This window comes from Aeromonas sp. QDB14 (assembly GCF_027707845.1).
In the GTDB taxonomy this organism is placed as follows: Bacteria; Pseudomonadota; Gammaproteobacteria; order Enterobacterales; family Aeromonadaceae; genus Aeromonas; species Aeromonas caviae.
The window spans coordinates 1-18,170 of record NZ_JAPCJD010000027.1; the positions used below are offsets into that span (position 1 = coordinate 1).

Consider the following 18,170-nt stretch of genomic DNA (forward strand, 5'->3'; position numbering starts at 1 on the left):
CCAGGGCGGTGAAGATATCAAAGACCCGTTTTCCGGTAAATCGCAATGCGGCTCCGCTTAAGTGAACAGCATTGGGGACCTTCCCGGCTTTTGCTTGTACTGGCGGCGACACGGTCCTTGGCACTACCCCACCTTGAAGCTGCCCTTCATCAGGGCGAAGTGGCCCGGGAAGGAGCAGAAGAAGGTGAGATCCTTGCCCGCCAGGCCGTCGGTCTTGAAGGTAACGCTGGTGCTCTCGCCGCCCCCCACCAGCTTGGTGTGGGCCAGGATCCTGGGGTCATCCTTGGGCAGGTAGTCGTGATCGACCCCGGCGCTCATGCCGGCGGTGGCGATGGCCTGATAGTCGGCGGTGTTGGCCAGCACCCAGTTGTGGCCCATGTTAGCCACCGGCAGTTTGCCCGTGTGATTGAGGGTCACCGTCACCTCCTTGCAGGTGGCCGGCACGCTCATCGCCGTCTGGTTGAACTGCATGGCGTCATTGCCTTCGATCACCAGTGCGCACTCGTCGGCCAGGACCGGGGTGGCGAGGGAGCCAAGAAGCAGCAGGGTTAACACCTTTTTCATCACGTTCTCCTTTGATTGACGAAGGATGACAGCACAGGCATCTCGCCCCCGTGGGCGCGACCCGCAAAGATGCTGTCAGGATCGATCTTCATTATATTCAAATGTCACCGAAGGACGACCGCTTTTGGGCCAGCCTGAGGGCCCGGTCACTTCTTTTCTCCCGACCCCGGGCCCAAAGCGGGTTGCTCACATCCCCGTCCCGCTTAATTATTTGCGGCCTTCCCGCCCACGGCCACTCGCCAACACCGCAGCCGTTGGCTAAGCTGCTCCCCCGTCGATGACTCCCGCGAGAATGAGAGATGAAGTTCCCCTTTGCGCCTGCGCTGGCGCGCACCCTGCTGCTCTCCCTGATCCTGCTGCTTGGCGCCTGCCAGCCGGCCCCGACCCAGACCCGCATCCAGGGCAACACCATGGGCACCTATTATGCGGTGACCCTGAGCGACCCCTTCCCCGGCGGACAGGAGGCACTGCAACAGGAGGTGGAGGCGCTGCTGGCACGCCTGAACAAGGAGATCTCCACCTATGATCCGGGCTCCCTCATCTCCCGTTTCAATCAGGGAACGGGGCTGCCCCCCCAGGTCATCCCGGCCACCATGGCGAAGATTGTGCAACAGGGCATTGACGCCGTGCACCTCACCCGGGGGGTTCTCGATGTCACCGTGGGCCCCCTGGTCAATCTGTGGGGATTCGGGCCGGACAAGCGCCCGGTCAGGCGGCCCAGCGCAGAGCAGATCGCCAAGGCGCGGGAGCGGGTCGGCATCGACAAGCTCACCCTGACCCCCGAGGGGGATCACTTCCTGCTCGGCAAAGCCATCCCAGATCTCTATCTGGATCTCTCCACCCTGGGCGAGGGGGCGGCCTCCGACGAGATAGCCGGGCTGCTGGAACAGAAAGGGGTCCACAACTACCTCATCGAGGTGGCGGGGGCGGTGCGCAGCAAGGGGCACAACGACAAGGGCAATCCCTGGCGGGTGGCCATCGTCGAGCCCTCGGACAGACCGGGCGCCATCGAGGATGTGGTGACCCCGAACGGCATGGCGGTGAGCACCGCCGGCAGCTATCGCAACTATTACGAGCTCGACGGCAAGCGCTACTCCCACATCATCGATCCTGCCACCGGCGAGCCCGTGACCCACAAGCTGGTCTCCGCCACCGTCATCACCCCCACGGCCCTGGAGGCCGATGCCCTCGACACCGCCCTCATGGTGATGGGCCCCGAGCGGGCGATGGCCTTTGCCAGGGAGCACAAGCTGGCGGTCTATCTCATCGAGAAGACCGCCACGGGCTTTGCCGCCAACCACACCCCCGAGTTTGCTCCCTATCTGGTGCGCAAGCAGCCCTGAATGACGAGGCCCCGCACAGTGCGGGGCCTCGTTCACTGACCGCCTATTCGATGGGGATGCGGTGGGGCGCGGGGCTGGCCGCCTGCTTGGGCAGGCGCAGGGTGAGGATGCCGTTGTCAAAGCGGGCGCTCACCTGCTCTGGCGACACCTCCACCGGCAGCTCGACGCTGCGCGACACGCTACCATAATAGCGCTCGCTGCGCAGGGCCCGTTCATCCTTGTTCTGGCTGTCAAACTGGCGGATCTCCGCCTTCAGGGTCACCAGCTTGCCATGCACGTCCACGTGGATGTCCTCCTTCGCCACCCCGGGCAATTCCGCCTGCAGCAGGTAGTCATCCCCGCTCTCCCGCAGATCCAGCTTGATCTGGCCGGGCAACGGGTCCCCGTGCAGGGGGCGGATGTAAAAGCCGGAGGCCATGTCGTGGAACAGGTCATCAAACAGGCTGGTGCGACTCGGTAGCAAACTCATCTGATCCCTCCTTGTGAGCGGGCAAGGGAGCAGACGGGCACCCTGCCCTCTGCCGCCTCCCGCATGCTGACGCTCTTCAAGTCTAAAAACCGGGACGGCGCCTGCCAGTGCCAACTCGCCTTCCCTTGACCGGGATCAAAGGCAAGACACCCTTTTTTTCACCCAAGGTCTGCGGGAAAAACCGGGGGGCCTCCCCAAGTGCAATTGCCTGCCTGCGGACTTTGGTGGCACACTTCTCCCACCAGCCCGTAGCGCCTTGATGCCAGACAGATGCAGACACCGGACTCCGTACCCGAGAAGAAACCCCAGCCCAAGCCCAAGCGCATCCTGCTGGTCAACGAACAGCGTTCCTTCCAGATGATGATGAAGGCGATGCTAATCAACATCGGCATCAACCGCATCACCTACACCAACTCCGCCGACGAGGCGCGCCGCCGCTGCCAGAAAGAGAGCTTCGACATCTATCTGCTCGACTATGAGCTGGGGGCGGGCGAGAACGGCCGCCAGTTGCTGGAAAGCCTGCGGGATCAGCAACTCATTCCGCCCCAGAGCGTGGTGATCATGGTCAGCAGCGACGGCTCCCGCGCCATGGTGCTGAGCGCGCTGGAAGCCGAGCCCGACGAATACCTGATGAAGCCCTTCTCCCAGGAGCAGTTCTCGTTTCGTCTCAAACGCGCCCTCGCCCGGCGCCAGGCGCTGGAGAGCGTCTTCAGCGCCCTCACCCGGGACGATCTGCCCGCCCTGGTGGAGGCCTGTGCCAAACAGGCGGACGCGGTGCCCCGCTTTGCCAACTTCTGCCGCTGCCTGCAGGCCGACACCCAGCTCAAGCTGGGCCAGGCCAAGGAGGCTCGCAGCCTGATGCGCCAGCTGCTGGCGGGGCAGGAGAATAGCTGGGCTCGCCTCACCCTGGGCAAGGCGTGCCATACCCTGGGTCTGCACGAGGAGGCGGTGAGCCACCTTCAAGCCACCCTGAAACACACCCCCCTGATGGTGGAGGCTTACCTCTGGCTCGCGGAGTCCCTGCTGGCGCTGGGCAATGACGAGCAGGCCCAGCAGGAGCTGCGCCGGGCGGTGGACATCTCTCCCCAGTCGGTCCAGCTCTCCCGCCGTCTGGCGGAGGTGTGCCTGCAACGGCACGACTACGCCCAGGCCAAGGACGTGCTGCTCGCCCTCATCGACTTGTCGCGCAACTCGATCCACCGCACGCCGCATTATCTCGGGGCCTATATCCAGACCCTCACCTTGTACGCCCTCAACAGCAACGACGGCTACCACATCGCCAACCTGCAAAAGCAGGTGAACTCCGCCCTGTCGCGCATCCGCGACTCCCTGATGATGTCGGAGTTCAACTACCCGGTGTTCGAGCAGATCTGCCAGGCCCGGGTGCGCATCGCCCTGGGGGAGCTGCTCAAGGGCAAGAAGATGCTCTATCGCGCCAACCAGAACTGGCTGGACGAGCCCGCCACCATGCCTCCGGCTCTCCTTGGCGAGACCATACTCGCCCTCTATCAGCTCGGGGAGTTCGAGTACGCCGAGAGCCTGCAACCCCTGCTGGCGGAGGATGAGGATCGGCTGCTCACCACCTGCATCCAGGTGACCCGGGATGACAAGACGGTGCAGGAGCGGCGCCAGCGCTATCAGCAGCTCAACGATCTGGGCATCAAGGCCTATCAGGCCGGAGAGCTGGAGCAGGCCCTCGGCCACTTTCGCGAGGCCCTGCGCCGGGCGCCCGCCAATACCGGCGCCGCCCTCAACAAGATCCAGGTGCTGCTGCAACTCATGCAGAAGAACCGCAAGAGCCCGGAGTTTGGCGCCGAGTGCAAGGAGACCCTGGAGGTGCTGGAGGGTATCCCCCTCAACCCCGCCCAGCAGGAACGTTTTCGCAAGCTGCGCCAGGAATATCATCAGCACAGCTGAATCCCCCTCCTCCCCTCACCTATGCTGATACTGACTCAGGGAAGGGAGGGGCAACACCATGGTAATGTGCCGATACCTGGTGGCCGATGGCCGCCACTGCACCGAAGAGGCAGGGGATCATGATCTCTGCCGCTGGCACGACCCCGCTGCGGTCCACAACACCCCTGATACCGCCGAGGCGCTGGAGCGCTATGTGCGCCAGGGAGGCCTGTGCCACGGCCTGCAACTGGCCCGCGCCGAGCTGGCGGATCTCAACCTGGTGAACAGGCAGGGTCCGGAGGGATTCTTGCTGGAGCAGTGCAACCTCTATCGCGCCAACCTGCGAGGTGCCCATCTCTACGGCATTCGCATCAAGGGCGGCAGCCTGATGAAGGCCGATCTGAGCGAAGCGAACCTCCACTGCGCCACCCTCGACGACGTCAACCTGCTCGGCATCCGCTGGAAGAACACCCGCCTCGACAACCTGGAGACGGGCAAGCGACTGATGCAGGACAGAAAGGGGCGCCGCGAGCGGGACCCGGCGCAGGCCCGCGTCTGGTTCAAGGAGGCGGAGGAGACCTACCGGGATCTGCGCAAGGCCTCCGAGGCCCAGGGCATCTTCACCATGTCCGGTCGCTACATCCAGCAGGAGCTCACCATGCGCCGCCTGCAGATGCCGTTCTGGTCCTACCGCCGCTTCGCCTCCTGGATAGTGGATCTCTTCTGCGGCTACGGCGAGGCCCCCATGCGGGTGGTGCTTTTTTCCCTGCTGCTCATCGTCATCTGCAGCATTTTTTACTTCTTCTGCGGCCTCAACTTCGCGGGCACCCACCTCATCTATCGCCCGGACGCCCCTCTGGAGCAGAACGCCATCTTCCTGATGGAGTGCCTCTACTACAGCGTGGTGACCTTCACCACGCTGGGGTATGGGGACTTCACCCCGGTGGGGTTGTCGCGGATCTTCGCCGCCTTCGAAGCCTTTACCGGCAGCTTCACGCTGGCGCTGTTCGTGGTGGTGTTTGTCAAGAAGATGACCCGCTAGAAACCTGTCCACGATCTTGCTGGAAAGCCGCTTCCAAGGCTCATGTGCTGCTCGCTTGTGTGTCGCCAGGCGCACCCATGTATACATATGCACTCAGGTTCCCGAGCCGCTGCGCCAGTCACAGCCCCCGAACTTGCATCCATCGCGGATTCCTAGTCCAATAAGCGACGAACAAAAACGACATGAGCACCCCGAACATGAAGATCATCTCTTTCAATATCAATGGCCTGCGCGCCCGTCTTCATCAGTTGCAAGCCCTTATCGACAAGCACCAGCCGGACGTGATCGGCCTGCAGGAGATCAAGGTGCACGACGAAGCCTTCCCGGTCGCGGATGTGGAGGCCATGGGCTACCACGTGGTCTTCCACGGCCAGAAGGGGCATTACGGGGTCGCCATCATGAGCAAGCAGGCTCCCATCGAGGTGCAAAAGGGTTTCCCCACCGATCCGGAAGATGCCCAGCGCCGCATGATCATGGCCAGCTTCAAGCGGGAAGACGGCTCCGTCATCAAGGTGATGAACGGCTACTTCCCCCAGGGGGAGAGCCAGGATCACGAGACCAAGTTCCCGGCCAAGCAGAAGTTCTATGAAGACCTGCAGCACTACCTCGAGACCCACCACACCCCGGACGACCAGATAGCGCTGATCGGGGATATGAACATCTCCCCCACGGATCTCGACATCGGCATCGGCGAGGCGAACCGCAAGCGCTGGCTGCGGGATGGCAAGTGCTCCTTCCTGCCCATCGAGCGTGAATGGATGGAGCGCCTGAAAGGCTTCGGGTTGACCGACACCTTCCGCGCCGCCAACCCCACCGAGTGCGAGCGCTTCTCCTGGTTCGACTACCGCTCCAGGGGCTTTGACGAGAACCGGGGCCTGCGCATCGACCTCATCATGGCCTCCGACGCCCTCAAGGACAAAGTGACCGAGACCGGCATCGACTACGAGCTGCGCGGCATCGACAAGCCCTCGGATCACGCCCCCATCTGGACCTGCTTCGCCTGATCCCCACGCCAGGCTAGCCCTCGCCAAAAGAACCTGCCCCCGCCCATGCGGGGGCTTTTTCTGTTCACTGCCCTGCCCTTTCTTAATCCATGTCAATTCCCAGGCAGACAGCGCTTGCCAGGCCTTGACCTTCTCCTTTCGGCAAGGTTTAGATTCGGCCCATCCGTCACCGGGAAACCACCCATGCTCTCATCGAGATTGCCCACCACGTTCATCGCCCGGCTGTTGCTGGGGCTGATGCTCGTCTGCAATCTCACCCTGTGCATCGGCTGGCATGGGGCGGCCACCGCCCTGCCAAGTGACGCATCCGCATCCATCCTGGCTCCGGCGCAGTCCCCCCTGTCTCATGGACTGCACCAGAGCGAGCCGATGCAGCACACCGCCATGCACCAGGCCGACACAGCTTCCCTCTCCTGCCACGGCGGCCCCCAGAGTGAGGCGGCCCCGCCCGGGGAGGAGTGCCAGATGCAGAGCGGCGTCTTCGGCGCCACCAGTGCGCCGCCCCTGCTCGGCCTGCTGCTGTCACTGCTGCTTCCCCTGCTGTTGCTCCCTTCGTGGCGCCTCGCCCCCCTGCTGGACAACTGGTTGCGGGATCCCTTCCTCCGCTCCCGCGGCACCCACCCTCCCTCCTGGCCGCGCCGACACCTGATGTTGTCGGTGCTGCGCCACTAGAAAGCGCTTCTCTCGCGGCAACAGCAAGCCTCGGCTTGCCCGTTTTCTGCCGCCTTGCCTGACCCTGCGCCCAGGCCAAACAGACCCGCTCGCAGGGAGCCGTGCGCGCTGACACAGCAGCGCCCCGTTTGCCGCCTCGTGGTGATGCCCTGTCCGCGCACACCACCACACTGGCGGCCTGACAGAAGAGAAGAGATATCATGTCATCCACCCCCGTTACCCGGTCTGCCTGCGCGCGACCGTGTCCGCCGCCCCTTCGCCTCCCGTGCTTCGGAGGCTTGTCATGAACAAGACGCTGTTGATGTCCGCCCTGCTGCTCGCCCTCGGCGCCGGTGGCGGCTACTGGGCCGCCAAACAGACCTCCGCTGGCACTGCAGCCAAGGAGAAGACGCCCCTTTACTGGGTCAACCCCATGGATCCGCGCGACAAGCGCGATGCCCCCGCCAAGGACAACATGGGGATGGACTTCATCCCCGTCTATGAGGAAAAACAGGGCGGTTCACCGGGCACAGTCACCATCAGCCCCGAGATCCAGCAGAACCTGGGGGTGCGGCTCGCCAAGGTGGAGAAGCTCCCCATCCACCAGCAGATCGAGACGGTGGGCTATGTCGGCTATGACGAGGACAAGCTGGAGGCGGTCAACGCCCGCACGGCTGGCTGGATCCGCACCCTCGCCATCAAGAGCGAGGGGCAGCAGGTGAACAAGGGGAGCCTTATTTACGAGCTCTACGCCCCGGATCTGGTCAACGCCCAGCACGAGTATCTGCTCGCCCTCAACACCGCCAACCCGCTGCTGCTGCGCGCCGCCGAGGGCAAGCTCAAGTCCCTGCAGGTGCCGGCGGATCAGATTGCGGCCCTCAAGGACAGCCGTCAGGTGCAGGAGACGGTGCGTATCTATGCCCCCAGCAGCGGTTATGTCTCGGAGCTGAAGGTGCGGGAAGGCCAGTATGTGGAGCCCGCCGCGGCGCTCTTTAACATCAGTACCCTCAAGCAGGTGTGGGTAAGCGCCGAGGTGTTCGAGCGCCAGGCGGCCCAGCTGAAGGTGGGCGATCCGGTCACCATGACCCTCGACTATGCCCCCGGCCGCCACTGGCAGGGCCGGGTCGATTACCTCTACCCGACACTGGATGCCACCACCCGCACCCTCAAGGTGCGGCTGCGCTTCGCCAACCCGGACGAGTTTTTGAAACCCAATATGTTCGCCAAGGTGACGATTCAGGCGGGTAAGGGAGAGCCGCAATTGGTGGTGCCGAGCGAAGCGGTGATCCGCACCGGCAGCCAGGACCGGCTGGTGCTGGCGCTGGGGGATGGCAGCTTCAAGTCGGTGGCAGTCACCCTGGGCCCCCAGTTTGGCGACAAGGTCGCCATCAAGGCAGGGGTAGAGGCTGGGGATAACATCGTCAGCTCGGCCCAGTTCCTGCTCGACTCGGAATCGGCCATCGATTCTGACTTCCAGCGCATGACGGCGGTGCGCCCCGCCCAGGTGTGGACCCAGGGGGAGGTTGAAAGCATCGATCTGGCCAACCGTACCCTGATGGTCTCCCACCAGCCCATCCCCGAGTGGCAGTGGCCCGCCATGGAGATGGAGTTCGCCGTCGCCGATGAGGTCGATATCAGCAAGCTGGCCGAGGGACAGACCCTGCACCTGCAAGTGATGCAGGAGGGGGATGAGTACCGCATCACCACCATCCATCAGGAGAAGGCACCCGCTACTGACGGCGACGCCAAGCCAGCAACAGATGAGATGGAGAAGATGGAAGACATGGACCATAGCCAACACGATATGGGAGCCAAGTCATGATCCCTTCCATCATTCGCTGGTCCGTGGGCAACCGCTTTCTGGTGCTGCTGTTGACCCTCATGCTCACCGCCTGGGGGCTCTGGTCGGTCAAACAGACCCCGGTAGACGCCCTGCCGGATCTCTCCGACGTGCAGGTGATCATCAAGACGGCCTACCCGGGCCAGGCGCCCCAAGTGGTAGAGGATCAGGTGACCTACCCCCTCACCACCGCCATGCTGGCGGTGCCGGGGGCCACCACGGTGCGCGGCTACTCCTTCTTCGGCGACTCCTTCGTCTATGTGCTGTTTGACGACAACACCGACCTCTACTGGGCCCGTGCCCGGGTGCTGGAGTATTTGAGTCAGGTCGCCCCCAACCTGCCCGCCTCCGCCCGCCCCCAGCTCGGCCCCGATGCCACCGGGGTGGGCTGGGTCTATCAGTACGCGTTGGTAGACAAAACCGGCAAGCATGACCTCAGCCAGCTCACCTCGCTGCAAAACTGGTTCCTCAAGTACGAGTTACAGACGGTGGAGGGGGTCTCCGAGGTCGCCACCGTCGGCGGCATGGTGCGCCAGTATCAGGTGCGGGTCGATCCGGACAAGCTGCGCGCCTACGGCATCCCGCTCTCCCTTATCGAGACCGCCATCAAGCAGGGCAATCAGGAGACCGGCGCCTCCGTCATCGAGATGGCGGAAGCGGAGTACATGGTGCGCTCCAACGGCTATCTGAAGAGCGTGGAAGATCTCAAGCAGATACCCCTCGGTACCAATGTGCGCGGTGCGCCCCTGCTGCTGGGCGACGTGGCGGATGTCGTCACCGGGCCCCAGAGCCGGCGCGGCCTGGCCGAGCTCAACGGCGAGGGAGAAGTGGTGGGCGGCATCATCGTCATGCGCTATGGCGAGAATGCCCAGCACACCATCGACGGGGTCAAGGCGCGGCTCGCCCAGCTGAAAAGCAGCCTGCCAGAGGGAGTGGAGGTCGTCACCGTCTACGATCGCTCCGACCTTATCCAGCGCGCCATCGACAACCTCTCCGGCAAGCTGGTGGAGGAGTTCGCGGTGGTGGTGCTGGTCTGCCTCGCCTTCCTGTTCCACCTGCGCTCGTCCCTGGTGGTGGTCATCTCCTTGCCCATCGCCATCCTGACCGCCTTTATCGTCATGCACCTGCAGGGGATCAACGCCAACATCATGTCGCTGGGGGGCATCGCCATCGCCATCGGCGCCATGGTGGATGGCGCCATCGTGATGATCGAGAACGTCCACAAACACATGGAGCGGGAGGCGCTCACCGACAAGAACCGCTGGCGCATCATCACCGAGGCGAGCATTGAGGTGGGGCCCGCCATCTTCTTCTCCCTGCTGATCATCACCATCAGCTTCCTGCCGGTGTTCGCGCTGGAGGCGCAGGAGGGGCGGATGTTCCACCCCCTCGCCTACACCAAGACCTACGCCATGGCCGCAGCGGCCGGGCTCGCCATCACGCTGGTGCCGGTGATCATGGGTTACTTTATCCGTGGCAAGGTGCTGGCGGAGCAGGCCAACCCGCTCAACCGCTGGCTAAGCCAGGGCTATGTGCCGCTGCTGAAAGCCGTCTTGGCCCGTCCGAAAACCACTCTGGCCATCGCCGCCGTGGTGACGGTGGCGGGCTTCTGGCCGCTCAAGTACCTGGGCTCCGAGTTCATACCGCCGCTCGATGAGGGGGACATCATGTATATGCCCACCACCGCGGCCAATATCTCGGTGGGCAAGGCGCGGGAGATTTTACAGCAGACCGACAAGCTCATTCGCACCGTGCCCGAGGTGCAGAACGTGTTCGGCAAGGCGGGGCGCGCCGAATCGGCCACCGACCCCGCCGACCTGGTGATGATGGAGACCAGCATCCAGCTCAAGCCCCGAGATCAGTGGCGTCCCGGCATGACCCCGGAGAAGCTGAAAGAGGAGCTGGATTCCCTCATCCGCTTCCCCGGCCTCACCAACGCCTGGGTCCCCCCCATCAAGACCCGCATCGATATGCTGGCCACCGGCATCAAGACCCCGGTCGGCATCAAGATAGCGGGGCCGGACCTCAAGGTGATCCAGCAGCTCGGCCAGCAGCTGGAGCAGATCGTCGGCAAGGTGGAGGGCGCCTCATCGGTCTACGCCGAGCGGGTGGCCGGTGGCCGCTATGTGAAGGTGGACATCGACCGGCTGAAAGCGGCCCGCTACGGCCTCAATATCGCCGACGTGCAGGCGGTGCTCGCCACCGCGGTGGGCGGCATGGAGGTGGGCCAGACCATCGAGGGTCGCGAGCGCTACCCCATCAACCTGCGTTACCCCCAGAGCTATCGCGACTCGGTGGCGAGCCTCGAGCTGTTACCGGTGGTCACCCCGAGCGGTGCCCGCATCGCGTTAGCGGACATGGCCCGGGTTTACATCAGCGACGAGGCCCCCATGCTGCGCAGTGAAAACGCGCGCCTCAACGGCTGGGTCTACGTCGATATTCGCGGCCGCGATATCGGCTCCTTCGTCGATGAAGCCAAGGCCGAGGTGGACAAGCAGCTGGTGCTGCCGGCGGGCTACGCCCTCACCTGGTCTGGCCAATACGAATACATGGAGCGGGCCAAGGCCCGCCTCGCCTACGTGGTGCCACTCACCGTCTCTATTATCGTGCTGCTGCTCTATCTGGCGTTTCGCCGCGTTCAGGAGGTGTTGCTCATTCTCACCACCTTGCCGCTGGCGGTAGTGGGCGGGATCTGGACCCTCTGGCTGCTGGACTTCAACCTCTCGGTGGCGGTCGGGGTGGGCTTTATCGCCCTGGCCGGGGTGGCGGTGGAGACCGGCGTCCTGATGCTGGTCTACCTCAACCACGCCTGGGATGACCTCGTCGCCTGCGGCAAGCCGGACCAGGCGGGCCTGCACCGGGCGGTGATCCACGGCGCCGCCCTGCGCCTGCGCCCCAAGATGATGACGGTAGTGACCATCATCGCCGGCCTGCTGCCCATCATGTGGAGCCACGGCACCGGCTCCGAGGTGATGCAGCGCATCGCCGCCCCCATGATCGGCGGCATGGTGACGGCGCTGGTGCTGACCCTCTTGGTGCTGCCCGCCGCCTATTACCTGTGGCGCAGCCGCAACCTGCCTGCTTATCAACAATCCGAATGACCCGATTTCCCAACCCTTTTCGACTGAACGATTGAAGGAAAACACCATGAACTACAAGACGCTGACCCTGACATTGCTGCTGGGCCTTGCCACCCACACCAGCCTGCAGGCAGAGGAGATGATGAACCACCAGGGGCACGACATGGCGCACATGGAGGGGATGAACCATGAGGGCCACGACATGGCCGCCATGCAAACCGAACAGACCCTGACTAAGGGGGTCATCAGCCGCATCGACGCACCCAAGGGCAAGGTGGGGATCAAGCACGAGGCGATCACCAACCTCAAGATGCCCCCCATGACCATGGTCTTTCGGGTGGCTGATCCAGCCCTGCTCAAGGATCTGAAGGTGGGGGATGCGGTGCGCTTTCACGCCGAGAACCCGGCCGGCAAGCTCACCGTGACCGCTATCCAGAAACGGTAACCACTGCCTTGAGCCATAAAAACGGCGGGATTATCCCGCCGTTTTTATTTATGACATCACAAGATGTGGCTCTTTCAGCCACGAATATGCGCGATAAAGGCGTCGATCTGCTCACGACCGCAGGCCGGGTTCATGAAGACCGCCTTCTCCCCGGCGATATAGGAGTACTTGCCGCGCTCGTCGTATTCCGAGTGCGCCACCGCCTCCACCCAGTTGGTGTAGAGCCCTACCTTGCCGCGTCCCTTGAACAGGCTGCGGTGGTAGTCGGTGTTGCGCTGCAGGCGCGCCTTGTAGGCGGGGTCGCTGGAGCGGGCCAGCTCGAAGGCGAACTCCGCCTCGGGGTCCTGCACCCACTCGGGGTTGTAGATCTTGAAGCCGACACTGGGCCCCTGGTTCTCCTGGGCCACCAGCTTGACGTTGCCGAGCTGGCTTAACCGGAAGCGGAAGTAGTTGGCGTTTTGCAGGCAGTGGGCCAGCACGGTGCGATACCCCTCCACCCCCAGGTAGTTGAGGGCCGCATAGGCACCGAACAGGCCGCTCGCCCCGCGGGAGCACTCTATGGTGGATTGCAGGTGGGTCTGACCCTGGATGTCCCGCTCGAAGTAGGAGAAGTTCTCCGGGTCATTCTCCATCGCCTTGAGATCGTCCTGCTCCTTGATCATCACCAGGCTGGAGGTGTAGGGCACATAACCCCACTTCTGGAAGTCCACGGTGAACGAATCGGCATATCTGAGCTCGGCGAAGCGGCTCACGTTGCGCTCGATCCCCGCCAGGGTGGCGCTGTTGATGGCGAGCGGGTTGGCGGCAAAGTCGTAATCCAGGAAGAAGATCATCGACCAGCCGATGGCGGCGTCGACGTGGATGTGGGGCCTGACCGCCACCTCGAAGCGCTCGCACAGCCTGTCCCGCAGCTCGACCACGGGTTTGACCCTATCCACCCCGAAGGTGTCGGTGGTGCCCATGGTGAGCATGATGGTGGGCACCACGTGTTTGAGGGCAAAGCAGGCGGTCAGGGTGCGCTCGAGATCCGCCAGATCGATGTCGTTGTTCTCGCCCACCTGGATGCGGATGGTCTTGTTCTCGATGTCCACCCCGAGCAGGGAGAGGTTGGTGATGTTGGAGTAGTGACCGCCCTGGGAGTTGATGATGCGGTAATCCTGATAGTGACCGAGCCCCTTGTGCTTGGCCTCTGGCAGGCTCTTGCGAATGCCGAGCAGGTAGCCGTAGAGGTTACAGAAGGTCCCCCCCTGGGTGAAGATGCCGGTGGCACGGACCGGATCGTAACCCGCCAGCAGGGCTATCTGGCGCACCACCTTCTTCTCGAGCTCCTCGGCCACCCCGGCGTACTCGGAGTAGACCAGGTTGGGATTGGCCAGAATGCCCATCTGGGCGCCATAGATGGCGGGATCCGCCGACATGGTGATGACGTTCTCGACGCTGGAGGGGTTCTCCCAATCCTTTGACAGGGCGCCGGCAAACAGCAGCTCCGTCATGGGCTCCCCCGGGGTACGCATCTGCGCGGGCACCGGCATGGTCTCGCAGAGATCCGCCAGGCGGGCGCGGCCATCTGGCCAGGCATTGAGGCGCGCGTCCGGCGCCAGTCCGCGGGCGCGAAACTCGTTGAGGGTGGCAAAGCCGGGCTCGCGAAACACCGGCCAGAGGTCGGGGTTGCGTGAGAAAAAGTGGGCTTTGACGGTGGCAAAACGGCGGGCGAATTCGGGGGAGACGGCGTTGACGCCCTCATCTTTCAGATAGACCAAGTGATTCATTTTTATACCATTGATACTGCTGAGGTGCGATTTTTATACTCCAGTGACACCTCTATCAACAGAGACAATAACTAATGGTCTGCCCTACTTTTTGTCATGTTGGCGCCCTGATGGGCGCCGCGCCCCCTCTCCCCTCTTTTCCCCTGTTCATCTTGTGATCCTGGTCATGGGCAAGGTCAGCGCAGGGCGGTCAGCAGCCATGCCGAAAACCCTTCCAGCTCGGAGTTGGCCGAAAACGTCGCCCGCCACTGACGCAGCAACTCGTCGATGGCGTCGGGACGATAGGCCACCCCGGGCAGGCGTGCGGCCAGGTCATCCAGGGGCGCAGGGTCCAGGGTGTCACTGAAGATCTGTGCCCGTCCTATCACCCCCTTCTCCACGTCGAAATGAAGCTCGACCCCGCCCCAGGGGAAGCGCTCCTCCAGCAGGTGGCTGAAGGCGGGAGCATGGCCGAAGTTCCACTCCCAGCTGCGTTGGCGGGCAAAAGTCTCGGCAAAGCCGGGCAGGTCGGGCATCCGCTCGGGGGAGATATGCTCGGGCTGCACCACCTCACCGTGATGGGCAAAGAAGGCGTCGCACAGGGCCTGTACCACCTGCTCATGATCCAGACCAGGCAGCAGCTCGCCAAGGTTCGCCACCCGGCTTCTCACCGAACTGATGCCCTTGGCCGCCAGCTTCTTGGGGTCGGGATTGAGGTAGTGGGCAAGGCGGCCGAGATCGGCATCCAGCAGCAGGGTACCGTGGTGAAAGCCGCGATCATGGGTCTCCCGGTAGGCCGAACCCGACACCTTGCGATCCCCGTCCGGGGTCGCCACCAGCAGGTCGTTGCGCCCGGAGGCAAAAGCGCTCACGCCGAGTCTGGCGAGGGCATCGATGACGATGGTGGTGGAGACGCTCTTGTCATAACCGGGCTTGCCCGCCATGAAGGTGAAACAGCTGTTGCCAAGGTCGTGGAACACGGCGCCACCCCCGCTGCTGCGCCGGGCCAGGGTCACCCCGTCCTCTTCCATGCGGCGGGTGTTGCACTCCTTCCAGGGGTTCTGGGCCCGGCCTATCACCACCGTATTGTCGTTGCGCCACAGGAACAGCACCCGCTGGGCCGGGTCCATCTGGCGAAAAATGCACTCCTCCACCGCGAGGTTGAACAGGGGATCGTGGGAGTCGGAGAGCAGCAGGCGCAAGGAAGACATGACAGGACCTTCTCGGAAAACAGGAAACGGATGACTACCATACCACCCTGAACGAAGGAAGGCGTCCCCCGACCGCCACAGGTCGACATCCGATCGGGGCAAGAGCATCAACTTCTGATACGACAGGAGAAGACAAGAGGGAGTCGCCGAAAACACGAAGTTTATCATTAACAGGCGAGAAGAGAGGCGGCAGCCACCCCTCCTGGAATGACACCTTATGCCCTTGTCACCGGGCCGGTGACGGGTTGACAAGGTTTCAAAACGAGCCGTGACGCCCATTGACGTGATGAATGACACAAAAATGACTTTTACTGCCTCCCGCGCCCCATCTTATTGGGGCCTGCTCCCCTTGCGAATGGCAGGAAATTGTTTGACTCTAGCCAGAAGAGCACCTCCCGAGAGAACAGCGGTATGACGGAGTCCGATGCATCTCGCCAGCCTGTACGCTGGCTTCTGCCTTTCTGGGTGATGATTGCCACCCTGACCACGGCTCCCCTCAGGGCGGATGAGCGCGTCATCCTGCAACTTCCCTGGCAGCACCAGTTCCAGTTTGCCGGTTACTACGCCGCCATCGCCAAGGGGTTCTACCAGGAGGTCGGCCTGCAGGTCACCCTGCGGGAGGCGGGGCCGGGCACCGACGTCATCAATGAAGTCACCACGGGTCGTGCCCAGTTCGGCATCCGCGGCAGCGATCTGCTGCTGGCCCGGGCAGCAGGCCGCCCAGTGGTGGTGCTCGCCGCCATGTTGCAGCACTCCCCCCTGATGCTCATCACCCTGGAGCGGCCGGATATCCAGACCCCGGGCGATCTGGCCAACAAGCGGCTGATGCTCGAACCCGGCTCCAACGAGCTGCTCACCTACCTGCATCGCTACACCCGCAGCCGGCAGTGGGATACCCTGCCCTACGAGCGGGGGATACAGGCACTGCTGAGGGGCCAGGCGGACGCCATCAGCGCCTACAGCACAACCGAGCCCTTCACCCTGCAGCAACAGGGCATTCCCTTCCGGGTGTTCAGTCCCCGCGACATCGGGTACGACTTCTACGGTGACAACCTCTTCACCTCGGAGAGTGAGGTCATCAACCAGCAGGAGCGGGTCCAGCGCTTCTTGCAGGCCAGCCTCAAGGGGTGGCGCTATGCCATGGATCATCCCGAGGAGATGATCAACCTGATCCTGGAGCACTACCCCAGCGGGGCCGGGCGCGAGGCGCTCGCCTTCGAGGCCCGTGAAACCCGGGCCCTGATGCAGCCCGACATCATCGAGCCCGGTTACATGCAGCAGGATCGCTGGCAGCAGATCGCCCGCACCTACCAGGAGGCCGGGATGATCAAGGCGGTGCCCAATCTCACCCCCTTCCTCTACAACAGTACCCAGGCGAGCCTTCGCCAGCAGCGCCAACTGCTCGACAGGAGCGTGGCCATCGCCATGCTGATCTCCTTCTCCCTGCTGGCCCTGCTCGGCGTCTTCCTGCACCTCTATCTGCGTCTGCGGGAAGAGGCCAGTGACCGACAGCGGCTCACCCGGAAACTGGCCCAGCGCGAGCAGCACTACCGTTTCGTGGCGGAGAACAGCGGCGACGTGATCTGGACCATGGACACCGACAGCCTGCGTTTTCGTTACATCAGCCCCGCCATCGCGTCCCTGAGCGGCTATGAGCCCGCCGAACTCTTTGCCCTCTCCCTGCGCCAGCTGCTCCCCGATGAGTCCTGGAAACAGCTTCGCGACGGCATCACCGCCTCCCTCGAGGCCTGGCAACGGGGGGATCATGGGCAGACCCGGTGCGTCATCCACTCCCAGCTGCGCCACAAGCAGGGTCATCTGGTGGCCATCAAGACGGTCACTACCTTGCATGGCAGCGCCAGCACAAGACCCGATGCCATTTTGGGGGTGACCCGGGATGTCACCGAACGTTCGGCCCGGGAGGAGATGATGCGCCGCCTCGCCTTCTATGACCCCCTCACCGGCCTGGCCAACCGCCGCCTGCTGCAACAGCGGCTCAAGGAGACCCTGGAGCAGGCTCCCCAGCAGCCCCTGGCCCTGGTCTTCATCGATCTCGACCACTTCAAGCCCATCAATGACACCTTCGGCCACGAAACCGGCGACCTGCTGCTCAAGCTGGTGGCCGAGCGCATGGGGGAGTGCGTCAGGGAAGAAGATCTGGTGGCACGCCTTGGGGGGGACGAATTCGTCATCATGCTGCCCGATACGGATGCCTCGGCCCTCGCGGTCGCCGACAAGCTGCACCACTGCCTGCATCACCCCTTCCAGCTTGAGCAGCAGGCGCTGCGCATCTCCGGCAGCATAGGGGTCGCCCTCTATCCGGATCACGGCACCGACCCCAAGACCCTGATGCACCACGCCGATCAGGCCATGTATCAAGCCAAGCACCATGGCCGGGGCAGGGTCTGCCTGTTTTCCACCGGGCAGGATCCCCTCCCCGGCACCCTGCAATGGCAGCCCGCCCACGCATGCGGCCACCCCCGCATCGATGCGGACCACCGCCAGCTCTACCTGCTGGCCAACCGCTTGCTCGAGCACATGCAGGATCCCGGCATCCATCCGGATGCCTTGCTGGCAGACATGGCGCAGATATTCGAGATGGCGCGCCAGCACTTCCTCCTCGAAGAGCAAGTCCTCGCGCAATATGGCTATGAGGAGCTGGCGGCCCATCGCCAGGAGCACCAGCATCTGCTGAAAAAAGCCGGTCAGCTGATGGCGGCCGCACAGGCGGGCACCCTTGGCAACGACGCCCTGCTCAACTTCATCATCCAGGAGCTGGTCGTGGGTCACATGAGCCAGGCGGATCGCCGTTATTTCCCCCTGATGAAAACCTGCGATGCCCGCGAGGCGGTGTGATGCCAGAAAACAGGGGGCACG

Annotated in this window: 13 protein-coding genes; 9 read left to right on the forward strand and 4 right to left on the reverse strand. The window is 63.5% G+C overall.

The genetic code is table 11. The features are described from left to right. Positions 1-123 precede the first annotated feature (123 nt). On the reverse strand, positions 124-564 hold the full coding sequence (gene azu, locus PG887_RS10820; protein ID WP_043155526.1) for an azurin: 441 nt from the start codon (positions 562-564) through the stop codon (positions 124-126). Positions 565-863: 299 nt separating this feature from the next. Between azu and PG887_RS10825 the strand changes: the two genes are divergently transcribed. After that, positions 864-1,907, forward strand: coding sequence for an FAD:protein FMN transferase (locus tag PG887_RS10825; protein WP_270821668.1), 1,044 nt, complete (start codon positions 864-866; stop codon positions 1,905-1,907). Positions 1,908-1,950: 43 nt separating this feature from the next. Here PG887_RS10825 and PG887_RS10830 read toward each other — a convergent pair whose 3' ends face one another. After that, positions 1,951-2,376: an Hsp20/alpha crystallin family protein gene (locus PG887_RS10830; RefSeq protein WP_113736095.1), complete on the reverse strand. Its 426-nt coding sequence runs from the start codon at positions 2,374-2,376 to the stop codon at positions 1,951-1,953. A 270-nt stretch (positions 2,377-2,646) separates the two neighbouring features. Here PG887_RS10830 and PG887_RS10835 point away from each other — a divergent pair, with 270 nt between their 5' ends. The 7 genes from PG887_RS10835 (at position 2,647) to PG887_RS10865 (ending at position 12,334) form a co-directional block, all read left to right on the forward strand. Next, on the forward strand, positions 2,647-4,293 hold the full coding sequence (locus PG887_RS10835) for a response regulator (protein ID WP_010673669.1): 1,647 nt from the start codon (positions 2,647-2,649) through the stop codon (positions 4,291-4,293). A 58-nt stretch (positions 4,294-4,351) separates the two neighbouring features. Beyond that, complete coding sequence (locus PG887_RS10840) at positions 4,352-5,314, forward strand: ion channel (protein WP_202041554.1); 963 nt, start codon at positions 4,352-4,354, stop codon at positions 5,312-5,314. A gap of 197 nt (positions 5,315-5,511) precedes the next feature. After that, positions 5,512-6,318 (forward strand): exodeoxyribonuclease III, encoded by an 807-nt coding sequence (gene xthA, locus PG887_RS10845; RefSeq protein ID WP_010673667.1) that lies wholly within the window; start codon positions 5,512-5,514, stop codon positions 6,316-6,318. 183 nt (positions 6,319-6,501) lie between these two features. Further along, a complete protein-coding gene (locus tag PG887_RS10850) occupies positions 6,502-6,990 on the forward strand; it encodes a hypothetical protein (protein ID WP_202041555.1) in 489 nt (162 codons plus the stop codon). 283 nt (positions 6,991-7,273) lie between these two features. Continuing rightward, entirely contained in the window at positions 7,274-8,791 is a 1,518-nt protein-coding gene (locus PG887_RS10855; protein WP_270821672.1) for an efflux RND transporter periplasmic adaptor subunit, read from the forward strand. Next, positions 8,788-11,910, forward strand: a complete 3,123-nt coding sequence (locus PG887_RS10860; RefSeq protein ID WP_270821674.1) for an efflux RND transporter permease subunit — start codon at positions 8,788-8,790, stop codon at positions 11,908-11,910. Before PG887_RS10855 ends, PG887_RS10860 begins: the two co-directional genes overlap by 4 nt. Positions 11,911-11,956: 46 nt before the next feature. After that, on the forward strand, positions 11,957-12,334 hold the full coding sequence (locus tag PG887_RS10865) for a copper-binding protein (protein ID WP_214002654.1): 378 nt from the start codon (positions 11,957-11,959) through the stop codon (positions 12,332-12,334). A gap of 74 nt (positions 12,335-12,408) precedes the next feature. Here the strand turns inward: PG887_RS10865 and PG887_RS10870 are convergent, their stop codons facing one another. Both PG887_RS10870 and PG887_RS10875 read right to left on the reverse strand, forming a co-directional pair. Then, positions 12,409-14,103: a pyridoxal phosphate-dependent decarboxylase family protein gene (locus PG887_RS10870; protein ID WP_216986823.1), complete on the reverse strand. Its 1,695-nt coding sequence runs from the start codon at positions 14,101-14,103 to the stop codon at positions 12,409-12,411. 176 nt (positions 14,104-14,279) lie between these two features. Beyond that, on the reverse strand, positions 14,280-15,293 hold the full coding sequence (locus tag PG887_RS10875) for a lipoate--protein ligase (RefSeq protein WP_201901342.1): 1,014 nt from the start codon (positions 15,291-15,293) through the stop codon (positions 14,280-14,282). A 468-nt stretch (positions 15,294-15,761) separates the two neighbouring features. On the opposite strand from PG887_RS10875, the gene PG887_RS10880 reads away from it, so the two are divergent. Next, the gene (locus PG887_RS10880; protein ID WP_270821696.1) at positions 15,762-18,149 is read left to right on the forward strand and encodes a diguanylate cyclase domain-containing protein; all 2,388 of its coding nucleotides are present in this window, start codon (positions 15,762-15,764) and stop codon (positions 18,147-18,149) included. Positions 18,150-18,170 lie beyond the last annotated feature (21 nt).

Coding starts and splice junctions, on each gene's coding strand:
- PG887_RS10840 (WP_202041554.1), top strand. CDS start 4,352: ATGGTAATGTGCCGATACCTGGTGGCCGATGGCCGCCACTGCACCGAA.
- PG887_RS10850 (WP_202041555.1), top strand. CDS start 6,502: ATGCTCTCATCGAGATTGCCCACCACGTTCATCGCCCGGCTGTTGCTG.
- PG887_RS10825 (WP_270821668.1), top strand. CDS start 864: ATGAAGTTCCCCTTTGCGCCTGCGCTGGCGCGCACCCTGCTGCTCTCC.
- PG887_RS10875 (WP_201901342.1), bottom strand. CDS start 15,293: ATGTCTTCCTTGCGCCTGCTGCTCTCCGACTCCCACGATCCCCTGTTC.
- PG887_RS10870 (WP_216986823.1), bottom strand. CDS start 14,103: ATGAATCACTTGGTCTATCTGAAAGATGAGGGCGTCAACGCCGTCTCC.
- PG887_RS10860 (WP_270821674.1), top strand. CDS start 8,788: ATGATCCCTTCCATCATTCGCTGGTCCGTGGGCAACCGCTTTCTGGTG.
- azu (WP_043155526.1), bottom strand. CDS start 564: ATGAAAAAGGTGTTAACCCTGCTGCTTCTTGGCTCCCTCGCCACCCCG.
- PG887_RS10855 (WP_270821672.1), top strand. CDS start 7,274: ATGAACAAGACGCTGTTGATGTCCGCCCTGCTGCTCGCCCTCGGCGCC.
- PG887_RS10880 (WP_270821696.1), top strand. CDS start 15,762: ATGATTGCCACCCTGACCACGGCTCCCCTCAGGGCGGATGAGCGCGTC.
- PG887_RS10865 (WP_214002654.1), top strand. CDS start 11,957: ATGAACTACAAGACGCTGACCCTGACATTGCTGCTGGGCCTTGCCACC.
- PG887_RS10835 (WP_010673669.1), top strand. CDS start 2,647: ATGCAGACACCGGACTCCGTACCCGAGAAGAAACCCCAGCCCAAGCCC.
- xthA (WP_010673667.1), top strand. CDS start 5,512: ATGAAGATCATCTCTTTCAATATCAATGGCCTGCGCGCCCGTCTTCAT.
- PG887_RS10830 (WP_113736095.1), bottom strand. CDS start 2,376: ATGAGTTTGCTACCGAGTCGCACCAGCCTGTTTGATGACCTGTTCCAC.